This is a genomic window from Opacimonas viscosa (assembly GCF_024199005.1).
Taxonomy (GTDB): Bacteria; Pseudomonadota; Gammaproteobacteria; order Enterobacterales; family Alteromonadaceae; genus Opacimonas; species Opacimonas viscosa.
In genome coordinates this window covers 22,139-46,058 of the sequence record NZ_JANATA010000020.1, presented here as the reverse complement: position 1 = coordinate 46,058, position 23,920 = coordinate 22,139, and the positions used below count along the sequence as shown (strand labels likewise).

General features: G+C 42.4%; 17 protein-coding genes and 1 tRNA gene. 8 read left to right on the top strand and 10 right to left on the bottom strand.

What is annotated here, in order from left to right; translation table 11 throughout:
- Positions 1–10 precede the first annotated feature (10 nt).
- From prpC to prpF, 3 genes are read left to right on the top strand one after another with little or no spacing between them, the layout of a single operon-like run.
- On the top strand, positions 11–1,138 hold the full coding sequence (prpC, locus tag NLF92_RS10630; RefSeq protein WP_254101687.1) for a bifunctional 2-methylcitrate synthase/citrate synthase: 1,128 nt from the start codon (positions 11–13) through the stop codon (positions 1,136–1,138).
- Position 1,139: 1 nt separating this feature from the next.
- A complete protein-coding gene (gene acnD, locus NLF92_RS10625) occupies positions 1,140–3,734 on the top strand; it encodes a Fe/S-dependent 2-methylisocitrate dehydratase AcnD (RefSeq protein WP_254101708.1) in 2,595 nt (864 codons plus the stop codon).
- The gene (prpF, locus tag NLF92_RS10620) at positions 3,731–4,966 is read left to right on the top strand and encodes a 2-methylaconitate cis-trans isomerase PrpF (RefSeq protein WP_284700416.1); all 1,236 of its coding nucleotides are present in this window, start codon (positions 3,731–3,733) and stop codon (positions 4,964–4,966) included. Before acnD ends, prpF begins: the two co-directional genes overlap by 4 nt.
- 129 nt (positions 4,967–5,095) lie before the next feature.
- On the opposite strand, the gene NLF92_RS10615 is transcribed toward prpF, so the two are convergent.
- Complete coding sequence (locus NLF92_RS10615) at positions 5,096–7,678, bottom strand: TonB-dependent receptor plug domain-containing protein (RefSeq protein WP_254101685.1); 2,583 nt, start codon at positions 7,676–7,678, stop codon at positions 5,096–5,098.
- 301 nt (positions 7,679–7,979) lie between these two features.
- A tRNA-Leu gene (locus NLF92_RS10610) sits at positions 7,980–8,064 on the bottom strand.
- Positions 8,065–8,410: 346 nt separating this feature from the next.
- Between NLF92_RS10610 and NLF92_RS10605 the strand changes: the two genes are divergently transcribed.
- On the top strand, positions 8,411–8,872 hold the full coding sequence (locus NLF92_RS10605; RefSeq protein WP_254101704.1) for an RDD family protein: 462 nt from the start codon (positions 8,411–8,413) through the stop codon (positions 8,870–8,872).
- A gap of 66 nt (positions 8,873–8,938) precedes the next feature.
- On the opposite strand, the gene lptG is transcribed toward NLF92_RS10605, so the two are convergent.
- Positions 8,939–10,003 carry an LPS export ABC transporter permease LptG gene (gene lptG / locus NLF92_RS10600; protein ID WP_254101678.1) on the bottom strand — a complete coding sequence of 355 codons (1,065 nt, stop codon included), beginning with the start codon at positions 10,001–10,003 and terminating at the stop codon, positions 8,939–8,941.
- Complete coding sequence (gene lptF / locus NLF92_RS10595) at positions 9,996–11,111, bottom strand: LPS export ABC transporter permease LptF (protein WP_254101676.1); 1,116 nt, start codon at positions 11,109–11,111, stop codon at positions 9,996–9,998. The genes lptG and lptF overlap by 8 nt, the downstream gene beginning before the upstream one ends.
- 93 nt (positions 11,112–11,204) lie before the next feature.
- Between lptF and pepA the strand changes: the two genes are divergently transcribed.
- From pepA to NLF92_RS10580, 3 genes are read left to right on the top strand one after another with little or no spacing between them, the layout of a single operon-like run.
- Positions 11,205–12,710: a leucyl aminopeptidase gene (gene pepA / locus NLF92_RS10590; RefSeq protein WP_254101674.1), complete on the top strand. Its 1,506-nt coding sequence runs from the start codon at positions 11,205–11,207 to the stop codon at positions 12,708–12,710.
- A gap of 1 nt (position 12,711) precedes the next feature.
- On the top strand, positions 12,712–13,158 hold the full coding sequence (locus NLF92_RS10585) for a DNA polymerase III subunit chi (protein ID WP_254101672.1): 447 nt from the start codon (positions 12,712–12,714) through the stop codon (positions 13,156–13,158).
- A 45-nt stretch (positions 13,159–13,203) separates the two neighbouring features.
- Positions 13,204–15,975 (top strand): valine--tRNA ligase, encoded by a 2,772-nt coding sequence (locus tag NLF92_RS10580; protein ID WP_254101670.1) that lies wholly within the window; start codon positions 13,204–13,206, stop codon positions 15,973–15,975.
- Between the two features lie 165 nt (positions 15,976–16,140).
- On the opposite strand, the gene rraB is transcribed toward NLF92_RS10580, so the two are convergent.
- Together rraB and NLF92_RS10570 are read right to left on the bottom strand one after the other, a co-directional pair.
- Positions 16,141–16,512, bottom strand: coding sequence for a ribonuclease E inhibitor RraB (gene rraB, locus NLF92_RS10575; RefSeq protein ID WP_254101662.1), 372 nt, complete (start codon positions 16,510–16,512; stop codon positions 16,141–16,143).
- Positions 16,509–17,246, bottom strand: a complete 738-nt coding sequence (locus tag NLF92_RS10570; protein WP_254101660.1) for a 1-acylglycerol-3-phosphate O-acyltransferase — start codon at positions 17,244–17,246, stop codon at positions 16,509–16,511. Before NLF92_RS10570 ends, rraB begins: the two co-directional genes overlap by 4 nt.
- Before the next feature lie 147 nt (positions 17,247–17,393).
- Here NLF92_RS10570 and NLF92_RS10565 point away from each other — a divergent pair, with 147 nt between their 5' ends.
- A complete protein-coding gene (locus NLF92_RS10565) occupies positions 17,394–18,515 on the top strand; it encodes an HD domain-containing phosphohydrolase (RefSeq protein ID WP_254101658.1) in 1,122 nt (373 codons plus the stop codon).
- Between the two features lie 105 nt (positions 18,516–18,620).
- On the opposite strand, the gene NLF92_RS10560 is transcribed toward NLF92_RS10565, so the two are convergent.
- The 4 genes from NLF92_RS10560 to NLF92_RS10545 form a co-directional block, all read right to left on the bottom strand.
- A complete protein-coding gene (locus tag NLF92_RS10560; RefSeq protein WP_254101656.1) occupies positions 18,621–20,483 on the bottom strand; it encodes a DUF885 domain-containing protein in 1,863 nt (620 codons plus the stop codon).
- Between the two features lie 108 nt (positions 20,484–20,591).
- Entirely contained in the window at positions 20,592–22,067 is a 1,476-nt protein-coding gene (glnG, locus tag NLF92_RS10555; protein WP_254101654.1) for a nitrogen regulation protein NR(I), read from the bottom strand.
- The gene (gene glnL, locus NLF92_RS10550) at positions 22,060–23,142 is read right to left on the bottom strand and encodes a nitrogen regulation protein NR(II) (protein ID WP_254101652.1); all 1,083 of its coding nucleotides are present in this window, start codon (positions 23,140–23,142) and stop codon (positions 22,060–22,062) included. Before glnL ends, glnG begins: the two co-directional genes overlap by 8 nt.
- 65 nt (positions 23,143–23,207) lie before the next feature.
- Positions 23,208–23,837, bottom strand: coding sequence for a hypothetical protein (locus tag NLF92_RS10545; protein WP_254101650.1), 630 nt, complete (start codon positions 23,835–23,837; stop codon positions 23,208–23,210).
- Positions 23,838–23,920: the final 83 nt, after the last annotated feature.

Sequence of the window (23,920 nt, the reverse complement as noted above, 5' to 3'; positions counted from 1 at the left end):
AGAGAAAAAAATGGCTGATAAAAAATTAAGTGGTGCAGGTTTACGTGGTCAATCTGCAGGTGAAACCAAATTATGTACAGTAGGTAAATCAGGTAGTGGTTTAACTTACTGTGGTTATGATGTATCTGATTTAGCAGACAATGCTACCTTTGAAGAAGTTGCCTACTTACTATTTAATGGTGAGTTACCTAACCAAGCACAATTAGATGCTTATATCGCTGAATTAAAAGGCATGCGAGATTTACCAGAAGACTTGAAATCGGTTTTAAAATTAATTCCAAAAGATGCCCACCCTATGGATGTCATGCGAACAGGTGCTAGCTTCCTGGGGAATTTAGAACCAGAAGTCGATTTTGCTGATCAGAATCGTGCTGCAAATCGTTTATTAGCGGCATTTCCTGCGATTATGACTTACTGGTATCGCTATTCGCATGAAGGAGTCGAAATTGCCTGCACCACTGAAGAAGATTCTATCGGAGGGCATTTCCTAGCGTTATTAACGGGGAAAACGCCGTCTGAATTACACCGTAAGGTGATGGACGTATCCTTGATTTTATATGCTGAGCATGAATTTAATGCCTCTACGTTTACGGCGCGCGTGTGTGCTTCTACCTTGTCAGATCTGTTTTCTTGTATCACGGGGGCAATTGGTTCTTTACGTGGTCCATTACACGGTGGTGCGAATGAAGCCGCGATGGAAATGATTCAGAAATTCAGCTCTCCAGAAGATGCCAAAATACAAATGGCAGGCATGTTAGAGCGCAAAGAAAAGATCATGGGCTTTGGTCACGCAATTTATCGTGAATCCGATCCACGTAACGTAATCATCAAAAAATGGTCTAAATTGTTATCCGAAGAATACGGTGATAGTAGTTTGTATGATATCTCTGTGGCATGTGAAGAATATATGTGGGATACCAAAAAATTATTCTGTAACGCCGATTTCTTCCATGCTTCTGCATACTTCTTTATGGGTATACCCACAAAATTATTTACCCCGATATTTGTTTGCTCCCGTCTTACTGGTTGGGCTGCACACGTGATGGAACAGCGTGATAATAATCGGATTATTCGTCCAAGTGCTGATTATACTGGCAGTGAACCGCGTTCAGTTAACCCAATTGCAGAGCGTGGCTAAGATGAACACCGAGTATAAAAAATTATTAAATGACAGCACAATTGAGTACTTTGATACTGAAGCTGCAGTCAATGCGATTGAACCTAGCGCTTATGCTAAGCTCCCTTACACTTCAAAGGTATTAGCGGAAAACTTGGTGCGCAAATGTTCTCCTGAAAATCTTCAGGTTTCTTTGGAACAGTTGATTTACCGCAAACGTGAAAAAGACTTTCCGTGGTTTCCTGCTCGCGTCGTCTGTCATGATATTCTTGGCCAAACGGCACTTGTCGATTTAGCGGGTTTACGGGATGCGATTGCTGAAAAAGGTGGTGACCCCTCGAAAGTAAACCCAGTCGTTCCAACACAGTTAATCGTAGATCACTCTTTGGCTGTCGAGCATGGTGGTTACGACCCTGAAGCGTTTGAGAAAAACCGAGCGATTGAAGAGCGCCGTAATGAAGACCGTTTCCATTTTATTAACTGGACCAAAACAGCGTTCAAAAATGTAGATGTCATCCCACCCGGCAACGGAATCATGCACCAGATTAATTTGGAAAAAATGTCGCCGGTGGTGCAGTTACGCGATAATGTTGCGTTTCCAGATACCTGCGTGGGGACAGATTCACACACACCACATACCGATGCCCTTGGTGTTATTTCGATTGGTGTTGGTGGTCTAGAAGCAGAAAACGTGATGTTAGGTCGTGCTTCCTATATGCGTTTACCTGATATTGTCGGGGTTGAATTTACTGGTAAGCCTCAACCGGGAATTACTTCCACAGATATCGTCTTAGCATTAACTCAATTCTTACGTCAAGAACGTGTTGTCGGCGCTTATTTAGAATTCTTTGGTGAAGGGACAAAACATCTATCGTTAGGCGATCGTGCCACGATCTCTAATATGACACCTGAGTACGGTGCCACTGCAGCGATGTTTTATATTGATGAACAAACCATCGATTATTTAACATTGACTGGCCGAGAACCGGAACAAGTTAAGTTAGTTGAAGAGTATGCGAAAACCGTTGGTTTATGGGCTGATAGCATGGTTGACGCAGAATATGAACGTATTTTATCTTTTGACTTATCGGCAGTCGAAATGAACATGGCTGGACCATCTAACCCTCACGCTAAATTACCTGTGCGTGAATTAGCACAGCGCGGTATTGCTAAAGCCTATGAGAAAACAGAAGGGCAAATGCCTGATGGGGCCGTTATCATTGCCGCAATCACTAGCTGTACCAACACTTCAAATCCGCGTAATGTCATTATGGCTGGTATGTTAGCGAAAAAAGCCAATGAGCTAGGCTTAGTCCGTCAACCTTGGGTCAAATCATCATTGGCACCAGGCTCTAAAGTCGTAAAAATGTACTTAGAAGAAGCAGGACTTTTACCTGAATTAGAAAAACTTGGCTTTGGTATTGTGGCTTACGCATGTACATCTTGTAATGGTATGTCGGGTGCTTTAGATCCTGCAATCCAACAAGAAATTATCGACCGCGATTTGTATGCAACAGCTGTTTTGTCTGGTAACCGTAATTTTGATGGTCGTATTCACCCTTATGCATCTCAGGCTTTCCTAGCATCACCGCCATTGGTTGTGGCTTATGCAATTGCCGGTTCAATGCGTTTTGATATTGAAAAAGATGCTTTAGGTACGGATAAAGAAGGTAACCCTGTTTATTTGAAGGATATTTGGCCAGACGATGCTGAAGTAGAAGCCGTCATCAAAGCTAGTGTTAAACCTGATATGTTCAAGCAGGTCTACACGCCTATGTTTGATTTAACCGTCGATTATGGCGCGGATAATAATCCGTTATATGACTGGCGCGAAATGTCGACTTATATTCGTCGACCACCGTATTGGGAAGGTGCTTTAGCGGCTCCTAGAACGATGCAGAACATGCGTCCTCTAGCCGTACTTGGGGATAATATTACGACTGACCATTTATCACCATCTAACGCGATTATGCCAAGCAGTGCCGCAGGTGAATATCTAGCTAAAATGAAATTGCCAGAAGAAGATTTCAATTCCTATGCAACGCACCGTGGCGACCACTTAACCACACAGCGTGCAACGTTTGCCAACCCCAAATTACTCAATGAAATGGTACGCGATGCCCAAGGTAATATTCAGCAAGGCTCACTAGCTCGTCTAGAGCCAGAAGGAAAAGTGGATCGCATGTGGGAAGTGATTGAAACATATATGCAAAGAAAGCAACCTCTGGTCATTGTCGCAGGTGCTGACTACGGTCAAGGTTCATCTCGTGATTGGGCGGCAAAGGGTGTGCGTTTAGCCGGGGTGGAAGTGATTATTGCTGAAGGTTTTGAGCGTATTCACCGCACTAATTTAGTGGGTATGGGCGTCTTACCATTAGAATTTACTGCAGGGGAAACGCGCCATACTTATGCGATTGATGGGACTGAGACGTTTAGTGTCAATGGTGCTATAACGGCGGGGCAAATGCTGACTGTGACGATGACACGTGCGAGCGGAGAAACAGTGGATATTCCGGTTAAATGCCGCTTAGATACTGCTGAAGAACAAAGTGTCTATGAAGCTGGTGGTGTCTTGCAACGCTTTGCTCAAGATTTCCTAGAAGGACAAGTCGCATGAGTTCAGAAGTTACTTTGTCTGCAACAGATAATGCGCAGACCAAGTCGCACAGCCTGCATGCACCCCAAATAAAAATTCCCGCCACGTACATGCGTGGCGGAACTTCGAAGGGTGTTTTCTATAAATTAGATGATTTACCAGTTGCAGCTCAAGTACCGGGTAGCTATCGCGATGAAGTATTGTTGCGCGTCATTGGCAGTCCTGATCCCTATGCTAAGCATACTGATGGTATGGGTGGTGCAACCTCGAGTACCAGTAAGTCAGTGATTTTATCCAAAAGTACCCAAGCCGGACATGATGTGGATTATTTGTTCGGGCAAGTTGCTATTGATAAGCCTTTCGTAGACTGGAGTGGTAACTGTGGCAATTTAACCGCTGCAGTTGGTTCTTTTGCCATAAATAATGGTTTAGTCGATGCTGCACGTATTCCTGAAAATGGCGTTTGTGAAGTCCGCATTTGGCAACAAAACATCGGTAAAACAATTTTAGCAAGTGTTCCTATTACTAATGGACAGGTTCAAGAAACCGGTGACTTTATGTTAGATGGAGTCACGTTTCCGGCTGCAGAAGTACCGATTGCATTTGTCGCACCTGTGGAGTCAGATGAAGCGGTTTTTCCGACGGGACAGTTAGTCGATACGCTTGTTGTACCTGATGAAGCCCCACTTGAGGTAACGATGATCAACTCTGGAATACCCACTTTATTTTTCCGAGCGGAAGATTTAGGGTATACCGGGACTGAATTACAAGAAGCGATTAATGGTGATGTCAATGCATTAACACGCCTTGAAAAAATCCGTTTACATGGTGCGGTTCACATGGGGTTGAGCCCGGATATTGAAACAGCGCAAACTTCGCAGCATATTCCGAAAATTGCGTTTGTTAGTGAGGCCAAGTCCTATACCACATCTAGTGGGGCTGCAGTGAGTGCGGAGCAAATTGATTTGCACGTAAGAGCTTTATCAATGGGTAAACTGCATCATGCTATGATGGGTACGGCGGCGGTTGCAATCGGAACTGCTGCTGCAATTCCTGGTACCATCGTCAATCTAGCTGCCGGTGGTGGTGAATTGACTGATGTTACGTTTGGGCATCCTTCTGGGACATTAAAAGTGGGCGCAAAAGCGACTCAAAATGACTCAAAATGGGAAGTCGAACAAGTGACTATGAGTCGTTCAGCCCGTGTTCTAATGGAAGGATGGGTACGCATACCAGAACCACAGGTCAAATAAGATAATCATTCTGTACTTTCTAGGTATCTAAAAAAAGGGTCTGATAACAACGTTATCAGACCCTTTTTGTTTATCCCTCAGCAGAAAATGGTGAGGGATAAGTTAGTATCACATTTAAGCAACGATGCTTTAGAAGTTATACGCTAATTTAACGTAGTATAAACCACCGTTAAAGCCCATTGGTGAAGTCTCATAATATTGACCACCAAAAGTACTTGCATCAGTAAATCCTTGTGAACGACCGTAGTCAGTTACCTGGATACGTTCAGCTTCTTGGTCAAATACATTTTGCGCACCAACAGTCAGTACAATGTTGTCATCAAAGTTATAGCTAACATCAACATCAAACGTAACCACAGCATCAGCTGTAACTGCAGTTGCATCCCAATCTACGTGAACACCTTGATATTCGCCATAGTAGTTTGCGCGTGTGAAGACGCTGACTTTATCCCAAGTTTGTGCCCAAGTAGCAGTAGCACGGTGGTTGGGAAGATCTTCTTCAATACGCTTAACTTTGAATGCACCTGTGATATCAGAAAACTTATCAACTTCGGTTTCGTTCCAGTTATATGCAAGAGAAAATACTGAGCTTCCGTCAAATAAATCTGTCGTATAGTTAGCAACTAAATCGATACCTTGCGTTGTTGTATCGAAGTCGTTAGTAAAGAACGATACTTGCTGCAAGCTATCGACATTAGGAACGCCAGCCGCACGAAGCGCCGTTCTATCAGTATCTGTAAGATTGATTTTATCAGACTGAGAGATACGGTCAGATACTTGAATATTGTAATAATCCACTGTTAAGAAGACATCACCAATAGTATAAACTGCACCTAATGTAAATGATTCAGATTCTTCAGGTTGGAGTTCAGTACCCCCTAATTGTGCTGAAATAGGGTTTGTTGGTGGTAACAGTGCTGAGTCAACTAATACACCACCGTCTAAGTTCGTTTGTACATTCGACACGTTCGCTTGACCAACTGTTGGCGCGCGGAAACCTGTAGAAATCGAACTACGGAAAGACAAGTCATCCGTTGCATTTAACTGAGCAGAAATCTTGTAATTTGTAGTAGAACCAAACGAATCATAGTTTTCATAACGCAGTGCAGCACCCATTAAGAACGTTTCTGAAATCGGTAACTCTGCATCGATATAAGCGGCTGCGTTACGGCGAGTGAAAACACCTGCTGCAGACGGTTGGAAACCTGGGAAACCATTTGAACCGATACCAAAACCTTGAGATGTTAATGGGCCAACAGCAAATGATGCTTCGTCACCAGCAATAACTTCAAATGATTCTTCATGCCACTCTAAACCAGAAGCAATGGATACTTCTTCATAGAAACCTGCATCGACGAATTTTACAAAATCAGCATTGAAGTTCTTTTCTAGTTGAATGTATTTGCCTGGTGCAAAGTCACGAGGAGTATCTGGACCTAATGATGCATTCACTGTGTTGAAGATTAAGAATGCAGATTCACTACGACCGACAGAGCCTGAAAAGTCATACATGATGCCAGCTAGTGCGCCTTCTTTGAACTCACCCTTAGTCCCCATAGTGATTGAAGTATCAGTAATGTTACCACCAAAATTAGGGGTGAAGCCTTCTGGGATCATTTCATTGAATGCGAAACAGTTAGGATCGTTTGCTACACCATCAATGTAGTCTTGTTGAGTGGTTACGTTGGCTGATGTAATCGGAATAACTGGACAGCTTACACCATCATCAGGTGTTAAATCACCCACGAGTAAAGTGGCACCACCATCTAATGAATATACAGTACCGCGTGTATGAGGGTTACGGTAATAGAAACCACCACGGATATCACGTTCTGAGTAGTTCGCGAACATATATGCTTCACGATCATTGCCTAGATCTAAACCAAAGTTACCAAAGATTGAAATGTCATCTTTAACTTCAGGTGAGCCCCAAATTTGTGCAGGGTTTGCTACATTAAGACCTGCTTGACCAAATGCTGCAGCATCAGGACGTTGGACAGAGCGACTAGTTGCATCCGCATTTTTATACTGGAAAGAAATATTGGCAAAACCATCGTCAGTTAAGGCCATTCCGAAGTTACCAGAAACCTCAGTAGTAGCGCCATCACCTTCATAATACTCGCCAGAACGAACCACAATGCTACCGCCATCGGCATCATCTTTTAATACAAAGTTCATGACGCCAGCGATCGCATCTGAACCATACTGCGCAGCGGCACCGTCGCGTAATACTTCTACTTGCTTCATCGCAATGCTTGGAATCACTGAAATGTCTGGACCTTGTGCACCATCATTGATACCACCACCCAAGAACGCAATGACCGAAGAACGGTGACGACGCTTACCATTTAACAACACTAATGTAGAGTCAGTGGGTAAACCACGAAGGTTAGCAGGACGCACTAAGCTTGCTGCATCAGAAATAGGGTTTGTATGAACATTTAAAGAAGGTACAGTACCTTTTAAAAGTTCTAGCATATCGGTATTACCAGCTTTTGCTAGCTCTTCTCCACCGATAATGTCGATAGGAACGGGTGAGTCAGATATTGAGCGTGGCGCTGCACGAGTACCAACAACAGCTATTTTTTCAACACTGGCTTCTGCATTGGCATTTTGTGCAAGTGCCGGTGTCGCAATTAACACGCTAGAAGCAATAGATGCAGATAACGCAATACCTACTTGCTTAGCAATTTTTGATTGATTTGTTTTCATAAATTTCCCATTATTTTAATTTTTATGAGCATTTTTAGTAGTATGAATTTTGCTCGACTGAAGAATATAGGACATTTTGAGAGTTACAAGTTTTTATCAAAAAAATTGAAAAACAGAAGCAAAAAAGGATGAAGCTTCCTGTTTTTTGCTAATTTTTAATGCTTTTATCCTAATAAATTGAAATTTTATAATATTTCGTTCGATTAGATTGTTTTTTTGATAAAACATATCACCGCTGATTAAATCAGGCGTTTGTCAACAGGCGTTTGTCAAAGAGAGAGCTGATAAAGATTGAGTTTAATGGTACCGGTGGGCGGACTTGAACCGCCACGCCCGAAGGCAACGGATTTTGAATCCGTCATGTCTACCAATTCCATCACACCGGCACAGTAAGAAGGGCTTCTTGGTAACAACGGTGTGAATTATAACGACCATTGCGTTTGTCGCAAGCGCTTTTTTGATTTATTTCAGTATTCCTGGTTTACAACGATGGATTGTCGTCATTTTGCTTGATTAATAATGTACGTTACAATAAGACAATTATAAAACGGTCAGTGGCATACACTGCTCTGTTACTTAACTTCATCCAACAGGTCAACGTCTCCTATGGCAAAGCAATCATCCATGAAACACAATACGAAGCGACAACATAAAAAGTTGGCTCCGAAGCAGGACCTACAGAATGAGAAAATCGCAGCTACAGAGCGTTTGGATTTCCCGCGAGCTGGTTTTATGCGCCGTTTAGCTGCTATGGTATACGACGCGCTAGTTGCGGTTGCTGTTGGTATGGTGGCTGCTCTTTTCCTATTAGTCATATTTACGATTTGCCATGCTAATGGCTTGATTGGCCAACAATATGAACATTTTAGTGATTTCATGCAAACATCCACAATCTATACCACAATTCTGCAAATTTGGGTGGGAGCTTGGGTGCTGGGGTTCTTTATGTGGTTTTGGGCGAAAGGTGGTCAAACTATCGGGATGCGTGCATGGCGCATGCGGATCTTTAGTACTGTGGAAGCGCCCATGACCTTTGGCCGTTTGTGCTTGCGTTTGGTTAGTGCTTTAGGTGGTTTGGGTACGTTGCTGGTGTTAATTGATTTTAAACACAAACAATCACTGCAGGACCGTTTAGCCAAAACAGAAATATTAGTTTTGACCAAAGATGCAAATGATCACAAGCAATGGCGGTAGATTCACAACATTTCTTTTATTCACTTGGCACATGTGAACAAAGCGCAAACTAAAATATAGACGAGGCTATGGTCTGCGCAGCAGAAAAACGGCGACCAACGCAAACATAACACTAGGTAACAATGCCCCTAAAAATGGCGGAAGGTTATACACTAGAGCGAATGGTCCAAATACTTGGTTAGCCACAAAGAATCCAAAGCCTGTTAATGTCCCCATAATGATCCGCGCTCCCATTGACGTAGAACGCAAAGGGCCAAAGATAAAACTAAAGGCCATTAACAGCATTACACCGACCGATATTGGCTGCATAATTTTGCGCCACATTGCCAGTTCATAGCGTGCAGAATCCTGTTGATTATTTTCTAAATAATCAACGTATTCGTTAAGCCCTTGGATTGATAACGCTTCCGGTTTTACAGTAGCCACACTAAGCTTATCAGGGGTCAGTGCCGCTTTCCATTCGGTTAGAGACACATTGCGGATACTGACATATTGCTCCGAAAACAACGTGAGTGTGACGTCGGTTAAGGCCCAGGAATCTTCGACAAAAGCCGCTTGTTTAGCTACGATTATTTCATCTAAGCCAAGTGCTTCATTGAATTTATAAATAGTCACATCACCTAAGTTTTCTTGGTTAAATACCGCTCCAATACTCACAAAATCGTTACCGTCTTTGGTCCAAATAAGTTTATCGCCTTTGAATACTTGCCCACCAGATATCGCTTCAGAGCGTATTTTCTTGGCTTTAGTCTCACTTATAGGCGTGACAAACTCTCCCACTAAAAGCACACATAACACCATAATTACAGCTGATTTCATGGCTGATTGAATAATTTTCCATTTACTCATACCCGCAGCTTGCATCACAACGAGCTCCGAGTTACTCGCAAGCACACCCATGCCAATCAACCCGCCAATCAAGGTCGCCATAGGGAAAAATTGTTCCACATCACGAGGAATACTATAAATGACAAACAAGCCGGCCATAAATAAATCATAGTCACCTTCGCCGACTTTTCTGAGTTGCTCGACAAACTTAATTAGACCACTTAGACCAATCAACGTGGATAAGGTGACAAAAACAGTACCGAGCAGGGTGCGTCCTATGTATTGGTCAATGAGGCTAAACATGTTTGGCCCCTTTATTTCGTTGGAATAATTTACGCACTTTTACGCCCACAGCACGTTGTCTTGAAATGAGCATAAATCCAATGATTAAAATGAGTCCATGGACCCACCATAGACCGAGGGAAACAGGTATTTTTCCATCCTCTAAGGCGCGTTTAGCGGCCATGAGTAGTAAGAAGTAACCTAAGTACATCATGATTGCAGGTAAGAGTTTGCCAAACCTACCTTGGCGTGGATTCACAGAGCTTAAAGGTACCGCTAGTAAAACTAAAAAGGGCAAAGACAGAGGGATTGCAATCCGCCATTGTAGTTCTGCAATCGCTTCAAAGCTGGGATCTCCCCACAGCTCTAGCGTGCTTAATGCGGCTACTTTACGACGCATTTCATCAGGTAAACGTTCGCCGATTTGGATGCGATATACCGCGAAGTCTATGACTTGATAATTGCGTTGACCAATTTCACCGTTGTATTGTTTGCCAGACCGTAAAGTAAGTATTTGTGAGCCGTCTGGCAGAGCGTTAATCGTCCCATTTTCAGCATAAATAATACGAATCAATTTGTTATTTTGCTTTTCTCGTTCAGACAAGAATATTTTTACTAATTGCTGGTTTTCAGTTTCAATTTCATGGACAAAAATAACGGCATTGGCATTTCCTGTTTGTTGAAAACGCCCAGGTATAACAGCTGAAATACCCGATTCTGCACCTGCCTTTTCTTTTAATTGATACTCACTTTCAACCGCTAGTGGCGCGATGTACATAGTGATAGTTGCAGTCACTAAAGCGAGTAACATTGAGAGGATTAACATGACCCTAGTGACATACCATTCGGATACACCACAGGCTCTTAAAACCGTCATTTCAGAGTCGACAAACAAGCGCCCATGAGCAATCATTATCCCGAGGAAAAAACTAATCGGGAGGATCAATGAGGCAAGGATAGGAGAATATAACGCGAGAAAACCTAACACGAGGTCTGCAGGTATTTCACCGTCAGTGGCATCGCCAAGTACTCGAACGAAACGCAAAGTAATAAAAATGGCCATGAGGATAAAGAAGATCGCGAGTTGCGATTTGAACGTTTCCTTCAGTAAATAGCGAAAAATAATCATATAATAAGTCTGGAAAACGTGCTTTTTTGGTGGCGTAAGCTGAAATTTTAAGTAAACTACGTGTTTTTGCAAGTTTTTTCAGAGGAAATGACGATGGAATTTAGTGTAAAAAGCGGTAGCCCAGAGAAACAGCGTAGTGCGTGTATTGTTGTCGGTGTCTTTGAACCACGTCGCTTAACTCCTGTTGCAGAACAACTTGATGAGATCAGTGAAGGTTATATTTCAGGCCTTTTACGTCGCGGTGATTTGGAAGGAAAAGCCGGGCAAATGCTCTTATTACACCATGTCCCCAATGTTCTTAGTGAACGTGTCTTGTTAGTTGGCTGTGGTAAAGAACGCGAACTTAATGAGCGTCAATACAAAGAAATCATCGCAAAAACTATTCAGACGTTGAATGAAACTGGCTCGATGGAAGCGGTATGCTTTTTACCAGAATTACACGTCAAAGGTCGTGACACTTATTGGAAAGTCCGTCAGGCAGTTGAGGCAACTCAGCACAGTTTATATACATTTTTACAGTTAAAAACGAAAAAAGGTGAGCCGAGACGTCCATTGCGCAAAATGGTTTTTAATGTCCCCACACGCAAAGAGTTAACTGCTGGCGAGCGAGCGATTGAACACGGTAATGCCATCGCAGCAGGTGTTAAAATTACTCGTGATGTAGCTAACATGCCACCGAACATTTGTAACCCGAAATATCTTTGGGAACAAGCGCAAGTGTTATCTGCAAATTATGATTCCATCACCACCGAAGTCGTCAACGAAGCAAAAATGGCCGAGTTGAAGATGGGGAGTTACCTAGCCGTAGGTCGTGGTTCAGAAAATGAATCACTGATGAGTATCATTCACCACAACGGTGGATCTGCAGACCAAGCACCTATCGTGTTAGTCGGTAAAGGGTTAACTTTTGACTCGGGTGGTATTTCAATCAAACCAGGCGCAGGCATGGATGAAATGAAATATGACATGGGTGGTGCAGCTGCTGTTTTAGGCGCGATGCACACTGTTGCTGAACTGAATCTACCATTGAATATCATTGGCGTCTTGGCTGGTTGCGAAAACATGCCAGATGCGAACGCATATCGCCCAGGTGATATCTTGACCACGATGTCAGGACAGACCGTTGAAGTGTTAAATACAGACGCGGAAGGGCGTTTAGTATTATGTGATGCTCTTACTTACGTAGAACGTTTTGAGCCGGATTGTGTGGTCGATTTAGCGACACTTACCGGTGCTTGTATTATCGCATTAGGGCATCATGCTTCAGCAGTGATGTCGACGCACAATCCATTAGCGCACGAGCTCTTAAATGCTTCAGAACAAGCTTCTGACAAAGCCTGGCGTTTACCATTATGGGACGAATACCAACCTTTGTTAGATTCTCCATTTGCCGATATGACTAATCTAGGTGGACGTGCTGCAGGGACAATTACTGCAGGTTGTTTCTTGTCGCGATTTACGAAAAAGTACAACTGGGCCCATATGGATATTGCAGGAACGGCTTGGAATAGTGGCAAAAATAAAGGTGCCACAGGGCGTCCAGTCGGTTTACTTGCACAGTTCTTGATGAATCGTGCAGGTATCCAAACTGAAGATTAATATGACCCAAGTCATTTTTTATCAACTAGATAACGCAGCAACGCCAGCAGCTATTCCTGCTGAATTGGCATTTGCCTGTGACGTGGTTGCCAAATGTTATCGTACCAATCAGAAATTAACCGTTTTATGTGCGGATAAAGCTAGTGCAGAAGCGTTTGATGAATTGTTATGGCAGTTACCTGCCGATAGTTTCATTGCGCATAACTTAGCTGGTGAGGGGCCCGTGGGCGGGGCACCGGTTGAAATTACTTGGGGCAATGAAAGTGCTTTGAGAGCAACCGTGGTGAATGTTGCGATGCAAGATATCCCTAACCCAAATCGTTATAAAATGATTTTTGACTTTGTACCAACGGATGAAACGGCAAAACAAATGGCGCGAGAGCGTTACAAGACTTTTAAAATAGCTGGCTGCTCAATGCAGTTCCAGAAAGCGGCTGAGTTTAATTGATTCCACACGACTTAGCCGTCCATATAGCAAAGAACGAGAGAACCCATGGATAAGACTTTTAATCCACAAGATATCGAACAACAATGTTACGCTGAATGGGAGCAAAATGGTTATTTTGCGCCCAGTGGTTCAGGTGATCCATATTGTATTTTATTACCACCACCGAATGTTACCGGTAGCTTACATATGGGCCATGCGTTTCAGCATACCATCATGGATGCGTTGATCCGTCACCGTCGTATGAAAGGCGATAATACTCTGTGGCAATGTGGTACAGACCACGCAGGAATAGCCACTCAGATGGTGGTAGAACGCCAGTTAAATGCTAAAGGACTTACTCGTCATGATTTAGGCCGCGAAGATTTTGTCAAGAAAATCTGGGAATGGAAAGAGGAATCAGGCGGGAATATCACTCAACAAATGCGTCGACTAGGTACCTCGCCAGATTGGACGCGTGAAGCGTTTACGATGGATGAAGATTTATCCTATGCGGTACAAGAAGTCTTTGTAAAGCTGCATGAAGAAGGTCTTATTTATCGTGGTAAGCGCCTAGTCAACTGGGATCCGGTATTGCACACAGCAGTTTCCGATTTAGAAGTTTTGAACGAAGAAGAAAATGGACACATGTGGCATTTGCGTTACCCATTAGCGGATGGCTCTGGGGAATTGATTGTTGCAACGACACGTCCAGAAACGATGCTTGGTGACAGTGCTGTGGCGGTGCATCCTGATGACGAGCGTTACCAAGCACTCATTGGCAAAGCAATCAAGTTACCGCTGACAGATCGTCTAATCCCAATCATTGCCGATGACTATGTCGATCCTGAATTTGGGACCGGTTGTGTAAAGATCACCCCTGCACATGATTTTAATGATTATGATATGGGCAAACGTCACGATTTACCGATGATCAATATTTTGACCTCGGATGCCAAGATTAATGATAATGCACCGGCAGCATATCAAGGTTTAGATCGTTTTGATTGCCGCAAGCAACTCGTTGCTGATTTAGATGCCCAAGGCATATTAGTCAAAGTTGAAGATCACAAATTAAAAGTACCTCGCGGCGATCGTACCGGGGCGGTTATCGAACCTTATCTCACTGACCAATGGTATGTTGCGGTAGATTCACTCGCCAAGCCTGCTATTGAAGCTGTCGAGAGCGGTGAAATAAAGTTTGTTCCTGAAAATTGGAACAAAACATACTATCAATGGATGCACAATATCCAAGACTGGTGTATTTCTCGTCAGTTGTGGTGGGGCCATCGTATTCCTGCATGGTATGACGAAGCCGGTGCGGTTTATGTCGGTCGTGATGAAGCCGAAGTGCGTGAAAAACATAACTTAGGTGCCGATGTGTTATTGCGTCAGGATGAAGATGTATTAGATACGTGGTTCTCATCCGCTTTATGGCCATTTGCCACGATGGGTTGGCCTAAAGATACGCCTGAATTAGCGACCTTTGTGCCGAGTTCGGTGCTGGTGACTGGTTTTGACATTATTTTCTTCTGGGTCGCTCGTATGATCATGATGACCAAGAAGTTCACTGGGCAGATCCCTTTCAAGGAAATTTACATCACCGGCCTTATTCGCGATGAAAATGGCGACAAGATGTCCAAGTCTAAAGGGAATGTACTTGATCCAATCGATTTGATTGATGGGATAGAGTTGGAGACATTAGTAGCCAAACGGACTTCTGGCATGATGAATCCACAAGACGCTGCGAAAATCGAAAAACGCACACGCAAGCAATTCCCAGAAGGCATTAATGCTTATGGTACTGATGCGCTGCGCTTTACCTTTGCTGCCATGGCCTCGACTAGCCGCGATATTAACTTTGATATGGGGCGTGTTGAAGGTTATCGTAATTTCTGTAACAAGCTGTGGAATGCATCACGCTTTGTCCTAATGAACACCGAAGAATTTGATACGGGTCGAGCAGGTGGCGAATTATCGTTGTCATTAGCTGACGAGTGGATTATTGACCGTTTTCAAAGCACGATTGCTGATGTCGAAGCAGCGATTGCGGATTACCGTTTTGACTTAGCAGCACAGGCTATTTATGAGTTTACTTGGAATCAATTCTGTGACTGGTATTTAGAGCTATCTAAACCTATCTTGCAGGACGAGAATACTTCTGAGGCACAAAAGCGCGGTACCCGTCATACCTTGATTAATACACTTGAACAGTTGCTAAGACTCGCACACCCAATCATGCCTTATATTACTGAGCAAATTTGGCAACGCGTTGCGCCATTGTCAGATGTCCAAGATACGTCACAAAGTATTATGGTGCAGGCTTTTGTCGAATATGATGAAGCAAAACGCAATAGTAAAGCTGCAGGTGATATTGAGTGGTTAAAACAATGTATTATGGGGATCCGTAATATCCGTGGTGAAATGGATATCTCACCTAATAAGCCTTTATCTGTATTACTTAAAAATGCTGGTGCTGAGGACGAACGTCGCCTAGCTGCCACCCAAAATGTATTGACCAAACTGGCTAAACTCGAAACATTAACACCACTAGCCACTGATGAACAAGCCCCTGCTTGTGCTACAGCGTTGGTAGGTGAGATGGAGTTAATGATTCCAATGGCTGGTTTGATTGATAAGGACGCAGAGTTAGCACGTATCAACAAAGCCATTGAGAAAATCGAAAAAGATATGGCACGTACATCTGGTAAGCTTTCCAATGAAAACTTTGTAAGTAAAGCACCTGAGGCGGTTATCGCCAAAGAACAAGCTAAGCTAGATGATATGACTATGCAAATAGCTAAGTTAAATGAGCAAAAAGAAACGATAGCTGCGCTGTAGTTTGCTAAGTAAATCTTTCAGTTAGCTTATCGAGTAAAATATACAACCGGTCAAGAAGCAATCACTCTCTTCTTGTCCGGTTTTTTAATTGAAGATACCTACTTTATGGATACATAAAAAAAAAGAGAGCTGAAAGCTCTCTTTTTGTATGTATTCATTTTAATTTTATTCAGAACCAGGGGTTGGTTCTATAAACTGTGTACCCCAACCGTCATAATGAACTTTATGCTTGTCACAAATGGCAATAAGCGTATCGACATCCGCCACTAATTTATCTTCACTTAAGGGGCGGTCGATAACTGCGTCAAAACAAAATACGATACCACCATCATCTAGTGGCATTTCTTCTGCATCTCCCACTTCAAAACCGGCTTTGAAGGCATCTACAGCAGCTTTCTCTAGCATATCGAAGTTTTGTGCTGCCATATGGTGCTCTATGACATAAGTACCTTTAGGATCGCTACCGTCGTCTAACAGGGCTGCGATACATTCTTGGGTAAAGTCTACCCACTCTTGCCTTTCTTCTAGATTGGTCATGCGTTGTCCTTGTTTGATTGTTCCAGGGATGCTACATCTGCATTGAGTGTTGCTAATCGTTCAGCCATTTTGGCATGATACGAAAGGGCCAATGCCTTTATATCATTACTTTCATCGAAAGGTTCTGGTTCATAGTAACGAATAATGACAATACCATTATTCCATCTATTCCACTTGATTTTATTAATATTATCACTAGCGCACACCATCATTATAGGCTTCTTTGTGGCTTGTGCAATGCGAAAAGCCCCGGTTTTAAAAGGCAAAAGCCCGCGTCCGTTACTCCGAGTACCTTCTGGAAAAAATAATACAGATTTATTGGTTTTTTGGATAATGTGAGCAGTGCGCTTTAATGTGGCTTGGGCACTGCCTGAGTTTTTTCGATCAATCATGATGTTGCCTGTTAGCCAGTAGAGCTGGCCAAAGAATGGGATCCATTTTAAACTTTTTTTACCAATGGTTGTTAAACCAGAAAATGCACAGCTAGCTGTTGTGATTAAATCGTAGGTCGATTGGTGATTGGCAATACAAATATAGGACTGTTCGGGTGCGATAACTTCGCTATTTTGAATAACGATTTTTAGACCAACAAGGCGAGCCATTGATGAATACCACTGCCCTGCAACTTTGACTCCGTCTCGATGAAATGGACGAAAAGCAGAATAGGTAATTAAGGCGATATTTAATAAAATAAAATAGAATGGAATAATAATAAATCTGGCTAAGGCTAACACGTGTACGCTCAAATAAACTTTTTTGCGCAGTATACTGTTTCTGTCATGGCTTTGCATCAATGGATCAGTACAAATCAAAAAAAGTCACAATTTTTATTTTCTAGTCGATACAGTAAAGAATAACTATGGACTTGTAGAACAATCAAAATGCAAAGATTTACCCACGATGATACTGATGCGGATATCCTTCATGATTTACTGGAAGAGATCAACGAGCTCTATGAGGCCAGTGAACAAACGTTAATCGAGCTGGAAATAAACCCCCAAGATAATGATTTACAACGTTCTTTGTTTCGCTCAGTCCATACTATCAAAGGGGATTTGGGCTTAGTCGGATTCACTCCATTATACCCGCTGATGCAGCATATTGAAGATTTGTTGGATTACTTACGCAAAGGACAAATGACTTATACCAGTAATATGTCTGATGTAGTGCTACAAGGCCTAGATCGGGTTAAACACTTTGTGCGTGATTGTATTGGCGAAGGCAGTGTTGAATATGATGCTGAGTTTTTTACGAAAGTTGTGGATGTACTGAAAGAAATTAAACCAGATTCTGATGAGCAGAACCAAGCAATTCTGGTTAATGCGGCAAAGATGTTTGGTGGAGATATGAGTGGCTCAGAGACTGTGACCATTGATAGTTTGAACCAAAATACATTAACCCGTTCGGGTATTCCTAAAGATCTTGCTCCGGATTTAAAAGCCGACATGCTCTTTTTTAGAGAGTTAATGCAACCTATTGAGAAACGTGTGTTGGCTTTGCAAGGACGTGGCGATCGAATGGCGCAGATGGCTCACCTCATTAATACACATGCTGGGAGTATTATTCCCACTGAACAACTGAGTTTAGCGTGTTATGTCCATGATTTTGGTATGGCCTTTATGCCACTGTCTTTAGTTAATGCAGAAACGCGTTCTGCACAAGAAGAAAAGCTACTGCATTCTCATGTGTATAAAAGTGCTCGACTATTGGAGCATCTTTCGGTGTGGGACGGTGCACGCAAGATAGTTATGGAACATCATGAACGTTGTGACGGTTCAGGCTATCCTTTTGGTCTGGCAGGAGATGCAATCTGTGCAGGAGCAAAACTATTAGCTATCTTAGACACTTACTATGACCTGCATCATGAAGCCCTTGGTCAAGAACATGAGTTACCAGCACAAAAAAAGGCTTTAGTTGCGGTAAATAAAAACTATATGGGACAATTATGCCCATTTTGGCTAGAGCATTTTAATCAAACGATTGCTCGAGTGTTAGCTCATTAAAAAGCAAAAAAAAAGCTAAATACAGCGAAGATATTTAGCTTTTGAACTTTGCGTCATTATCACCGTTTAATAAGTCGATGATTTATTCAAAAAAAGACGAGTGCTTTAAATTTTGCTTTGTACCCACTTGTCTACTTGTCTTTCTAAAATAGCCAAAGGCATTGCCCCGCCACCTAGAACAACATCATGGAATTCTTTGATAGAAAATTTATCACCCAAGGTTGCTTCTGCCTGAGCCCGCATTTCTTGAATTCTGATCATACCGATTTTATAGCTGGTCGCTTGTCCAGGTAATACAAGGTAGCGTCTAACCTCACTGCGTGCTTGAGTTTCAGTAATTGCTGAATTCGCCATAAAATAATCTACTGCCTGTTGCTCAGTCCAACCTTTGGCATGTAAACCAGTATCAACAACTAAACGTATAGCTCGCCAGATTTCAGAACCTAGGCGTCCAAATTCTGATAATGGGTCTGCATAAGTCCCAGCAATTTCAGTTGCTAGCCATTCAGAATATAATGCCCACCCCTCCACATAAGCAGTAAAACCGGCTTGTGTTCTAAACGTTGGTACACCGGTTAATTCTTGCTGGATAGCGATTTGCATATGGTGCCCAGGTAAACCCTCATGATAAGCGATAACTTCAAGCTCACGCTTAGGCATTGCTGTCATATCTGACAAATGCGCATAATACACCCCAGGTCTTGAACCGTCTGGTGTCGAAGGGAAATAATGTTGTGCAGCGCCAGGTTGCTCGCGAAATGCTTCCACGCGTTTTACTACCATATCGGCTTTAGGCAGAATACCAAAGAAATCAGGCAATACAGCTTTAATTTTGTCAATAGCAGCAGTAGCATCATCAATGTAACCTTGGCGGCCAGCATCTGTGTTAGGGTAATATAAACGTTCGTCATCTTTATTATCACGCAGGAAAACAAAGAATTCAGCTAAAGATCCTGTGAAACCAAACTCTACTTTCACTTTTTCCATTTCAGCTTTTAGCCTAGCGACTTCACTTAAACCAATATTATGAATTTCATCGGCGCTCAGTTTCGTCGTAGTTTGGTTCATTAAACGCTCATTGTAATAAGCTTTACCGTTAGGTAAGGCACTTACCCCTGATGCTTCTGGACTAGCGTTGACTTTATCCTCTTCCTGCCAAGCAATTAGGTTTTGATAAGCTGCCTGAAACTCATTGGTAAACGCTGCGCTAATCGTTGCCAAATATTGGTCCGCTTGAGCTTGGGTGAGCACATTTTGTTCAACTAATTTAGCGACTTTGCTTTTTGCATCTGCCCAAAGATCAGAATCTGGTGCAGTGGTGAAGGGGGCGCCAGTAATAATTTTTTTAGCTTCTTCAATGACCATATCAAATGCAAAGTAGGGCGGACGTACATCGTTTTCTACTACTTTTTTGGATAACGTAATTAACTGTTCTACTGCTCGAGCACTGCCAGCGATACGAGAAATATAGTTCTCTAAGTCTTGAACGGTTTCGACTTTATGAAATGAAATAAGCAGTTGTGGAAAAAAAGTATGAACTGCAGACATTTGATCAAAGATGTAACTATTTAATTTGAATTCGTCTGAAGCTAGTTCACGACCTGCTTGGTAAACCCAAATATCATAAGAAATTTGCGCGTCTGGAGAGAGCTTTTCATAGTCAAATTGTTTCGTCAGTTGAATGAGATTGGTTTTCGTTCTAGCAAGAGATTCTGCCATGGCATATTCAGAAAAATCATCGATTTCACCTTGGCGTTCTGTGCGACCTAACATGGTCAACTGAATCGGACTTGTGAGCACCTCTACTTCATACTTCTCTTCAAACCAAGCATTTAAACGCGCAGTTTCTGAAGCGATAACTTCAGCTTGCGTCATCGGTTGAGGTGAGGTGTTACTGGACGTTGTAGGAGCCTGGCCACAACCAGTTAATGTGAGTGCTGTAGCTAAAGCGATAAGGGTGAAACGCATGCGGTTCTCCAAAGTAGTGAATTTATTATTATCATAATGAACAAGGCCCAAGCTTACTAGATGCTTAGGCCTTGTGCCAGTGGAGTTTAAGGATGGAGAAAAGAGAGGTTAGTCCAACGCCAACTCTTTGAGTTTTCGAGTTAATGTATTGCGCCCCCAACCCAGACGTTTTGCCGCTTCTTGTTTGTGTCCACGGGTATATGATAATGCGCGTTCTAACAGAATCTTTTCAAATGTTTCTGTCGCAGTTGTGAGAATATCATCTTCCCCTGTAGCGAGTTGTTCATCAACCCATACAGCCAAATCCGACTGCCAATTACCTGAGCCTGCTATTTGAGTAGCATCACTATGCGGCTGTTGGGCGGATGATGGCTGAGTATTTTGGGTTGAGTATGATGTCGCTTGGAGTGACATTGGGGCATCATCGAGTTCAGGTGGTAAATCGTTAACCTGTACTTCTTGCGAATTTGCCATTACCGTTATCCAGCGACAAGTGTTTTCTAGCTGCCTAACATTGCCAGGCCAGGCGACTGCTGCTAATTTTTGCTCAGCTGCTTTCGTCAATATTTTTACTTCTACATCCAATTCTTTGGCTGCTTTGCGTAAAAAATGTCTGGCTAATAAAGGGATATCTTCACGGCGATCATGTAAGGCAGGAATCTGAATTTTGATGACATTTAAACGATGGTATAAATCCTCTCGAAACAGATTTTGTGCCACCAGTTTTTCTAGATGCTGGTGTGTTGCTGCAATGATTCTGACATCCACACTCACTGGGGATGTGCCACCTACTCGATAAAATTGACCATCCGCAAGCACTCGTAATAAACGCGTTTGGATGTCTAGAGACATATCTCCAATCTCATCTAAAAATAAAGTACCGCCATTGGCTTGTTCAAAACGTCCCTGACGAGTCGATTGGGCACCCGTAAAAGCGCCTTTTTCATGGCCAAATAATTCTGATTCAATCAGGTCTGCAGGAATGGCGGCCATATTCAATGCGATAAATGCTTTATCAGCACGTGGTGAGTGTTTATGCAAAGCATGTGCAACTAACTCTTTACCGGTACCTGATTCACCGTTGATTAATACACTAATTGAGGAACGAGCGAGTCGCCCTATAGCCCGAAAAACTTCTTGCATTGCCGGGGCTGCGCCAATAATCTCAGACTCTAATGCAGGTTCTGTTTTGCGTTTTTTTGATGTATTTTCTTTTACATGTTGCAGTGCTTTTTGAGTGAGATTGACCGCCTCAGCAATATCAAATGGCTTTGGTAGATATTCAAAAGCACCGTTTTGATATGCGTTAACGGCGCTGTCTAAATCAGAATGCGCAGTCATAATAATAACAGGTAAATCAGGATGCAATTCATGAATTTTATCTAACAAAGTCAGTCCATCCATTTCTGGCATCTTGATGTCAGAGATGATGACCTGTGGCATCTGTCCACTGTTTAATTGCAATAATAAATCATGAGGGTTGGCGAAACTACAACACTCAATTTTGGCTGTCATTAACGCTTTTTGTAAGACCCAACGAATCGAGTCATCATCATCAATGATCCAAACAGGTTCGTTATTCATGTATGTTTACTCCACGTTTTTTTATGGGAAGGTAAATCGTAAACTCAGTCCGTCCTTTGCGACTTTCAAGATCGATTTTACCGTTGTGATGTTCAATTAAATTTTGTGCGATAGATAAACCTAAACCATTACCATCAGGTTTAGTTGAGACCATAGGATAAAATAACGTATCTCTGATAGATGGGGGGATTCCTGGTCCATTATCATAAATAGATACCATGGCACATAGTGGGACTTTTTCACCACGAATGACATGATTGCGAGAAATACGCGTTTTAATTCTTAATTTAGGTATGGCTGAATGACTATTAGCGAGCGCTTGCATCCCGTTTCTAACGATATTTAAAAAGGCTTGTTGCAGCATATCTGCATCCATCATGATATCTGGAATACTGGGATCGTAATCACGTTCAATCACAATATTTGATGGATTATCATTTTTAATTAACGCATAAACCGATTCCAATGGGTGGTGAATCGTGTCATGGGACAAACTCGGAACTGCGTTAGGACCTAACAGTCGGTCGACTAAATTCCGCAAGCGATCAGACTGCTCAATAATCATTGATGTGTACTCTGCATGTTCGGGGTTACTCAGTTCCAACGCGAGTAATTGTGCGGCGCCACGGATACCACCTAGTGGGTTTTTTATTTCATGAGCTAGACCACGCACTAGTTGTTTGGCTGCTTTTTGTTGGGCTAATTGCAGTGTTTCTTGACTAATACGTTTCTGCTGATCAATGTGTTTTGCTTCTATCATGAGGCTAGGACAGCCTTGCATATCAATAAATGTCACACTGACATCAAAATGTAAGATTTGCTCATCATGCAAACAAATTTCTACATCATTTTCACTAAAATTTTCTTGGGTCGAAAAAGCCTCAACGATTCTAGCCTTATCTAGTGATGCAAAGGCAAATACCTCATTTATAGGCATGCGATAGAGCTGCTTTCTACCGGTAGATAAAAAGTTCAACGCTGAATGGTTTGCATAGATCACTTGCATTTCTTTATTAATGACAAGGACCGCTGTTATTAAATTCTCTAACAAAAGGCTTTGGTGTTGAAAAATCATACGATTACTATGCACTATAACAGTGCAAATATCCATGTGTTTGCACCAGTAGTGGCAATAAAATATTATTTTACCCGCGCCCGGTGCATAAAAAAGGTACTTGTTAATGATTTTGCAATAAGCTTGCCGTTTTTATCATGGGCTTGCACAAAAATGGTGTGAGTGCCACGAGGGATGTTTTCTATATTAAAACGTGGTTTGTTTGCTGTGAAAGTTAATATATTACTGACATTTACAGTGAAGACTAATTGTGTGTTTTGTACCAAAACAGGTGGTAATGATAGGTTGACTTCGACTGTACCATGGTTATTTCGAACGGTTACTTGGTTCGCTGGAGTAACAAACTCTAATCGGTGTATCGGAGTGTTTGGCACGTGAGCGACTTGAGTCTGTGGCTGCTGTGCAGTAACAAGATTTTGGGTTAATGAGGGCATGCTATTGAGTCGTTGTTGCTCCATAACGACTGGTGTACTTAGTGCCGTTGGGGTATCGCTAAACTGGATGGTGCCATTGGGTAATATGGTTTGATAAAACGGTGTTTCTGCTGTGGATAGTAATTTTTCTACTCCCGATGCGGACTTTTCTTCAGCGTTTTCAGAGCTTAAGGCTTTTGTTGTACAAAGTATGAATAAAACACTCAGACTAACGCTCGCATACAACTTATGCGTGTTGTTGAATACTTTGTTACTTGGCATTGTTATGCTCCCACAGAGTGAGTGAACCGCTTTTTACAACTAATTATAGAATATATGAGTAAAAAAAAGCCCGCTTAAATGCG

Coding starts and splice junctions, on each gene's coding strand:
- acnD (WP_254101708.1), top strand. CDS start 1,140: ATGAACACCGAGTATAAAAAATTATTAAATGACAGCACAATTGAGTAC.
- prpF (WP_284700416.1), top strand. CDS start 3,731: ATGAGTTCAGAAGTTACTTTGTCTGCAACAGATAATGCGCAGACCAAG.
- NLF92_RS10615 (WP_254101685.1), bottom strand. CDS start 7,678: ATGAAAACAAATCAATCAAAAATTGCTAAGCAAGTAGGTATTGCGTTA.
- NLF92_RS10585 (WP_254101672.1), top strand. CDS start 12,712: ATGACCCAAGTCATTTTTTATCAACTAGATAACGCAGCAACGCCAGCA.
- pepA (WP_254101674.1), top strand. CDS start 11,205: ATGGAATTTAGTGTAAAAAGCGGTAGCCCAGAGAAACAGCGTAGTGCG.
- glnG (WP_254101654.1), bottom strand. CDS start 22,067: ATGAATAACGAACCTGTTTGGATCATTGATGATGATGACTCGATTCGT.
- lptF (WP_254101676.1), bottom strand. CDS start 11,111: ATGATTATTTTTCGCTATTTACTGAAGGAAACGTTCAAATCGCAACTC.
- NLF92_RS10580 (WP_254101670.1), top strand. CDS start 13,204: ATGGATAAGACTTTTAATCCACAAGATATCGAACAACAATGTTACGCT.
- NLF92_RS10545 (WP_254101650.1), bottom strand. CDS start 23,837: ATGCCAAGTAACAAAGTATTCAACAACACGCATAAGTTGTATGCGAGC.
- prpC (WP_254101687.1), top strand. CDS start 11: ATGGCTGATAAAAAATTAAGTGGTGCAGGTTTACGTGGTCAATCTGCA.
- lptG (WP_254101678.1), bottom strand. CDS start 10,003: ATGTTTAGCCTCATTGACCAATACATAGGACGCACCCTGCTCGGTACT.
- NLF92_RS10605 (WP_254101704.1), top strand. CDS start 8,411: ATGCGCCGTTTAGCTGCTATGGTATACGACGCGCTAGTTGCGGTTGCT.
- NLF92_RS10565 (WP_254101658.1), top strand. CDS start 17,394: ATGCAAAGATTTACCCACGATGATACTGATGCGGATATCCTTCATGAT.
- NLF92_RS10560 (WP_254101656.1), bottom strand. CDS start 20,483: ATGCGTTTCACCCTTATCGCTTTAGCTACAGCACTCACATTAACTGGT.
- glnL (WP_254101652.1), bottom strand. CDS start 23,142: ATGATTTTTCAACACCAAAGCCTTTTGTTAGAGAATTTAATAACAGCG.
- rraB (WP_254101662.1), bottom strand. CDS start 16,512: ATGACCAATCTAGAAGAAAGGCAAGAGTGGGTAGACTTTACCCAAGAA.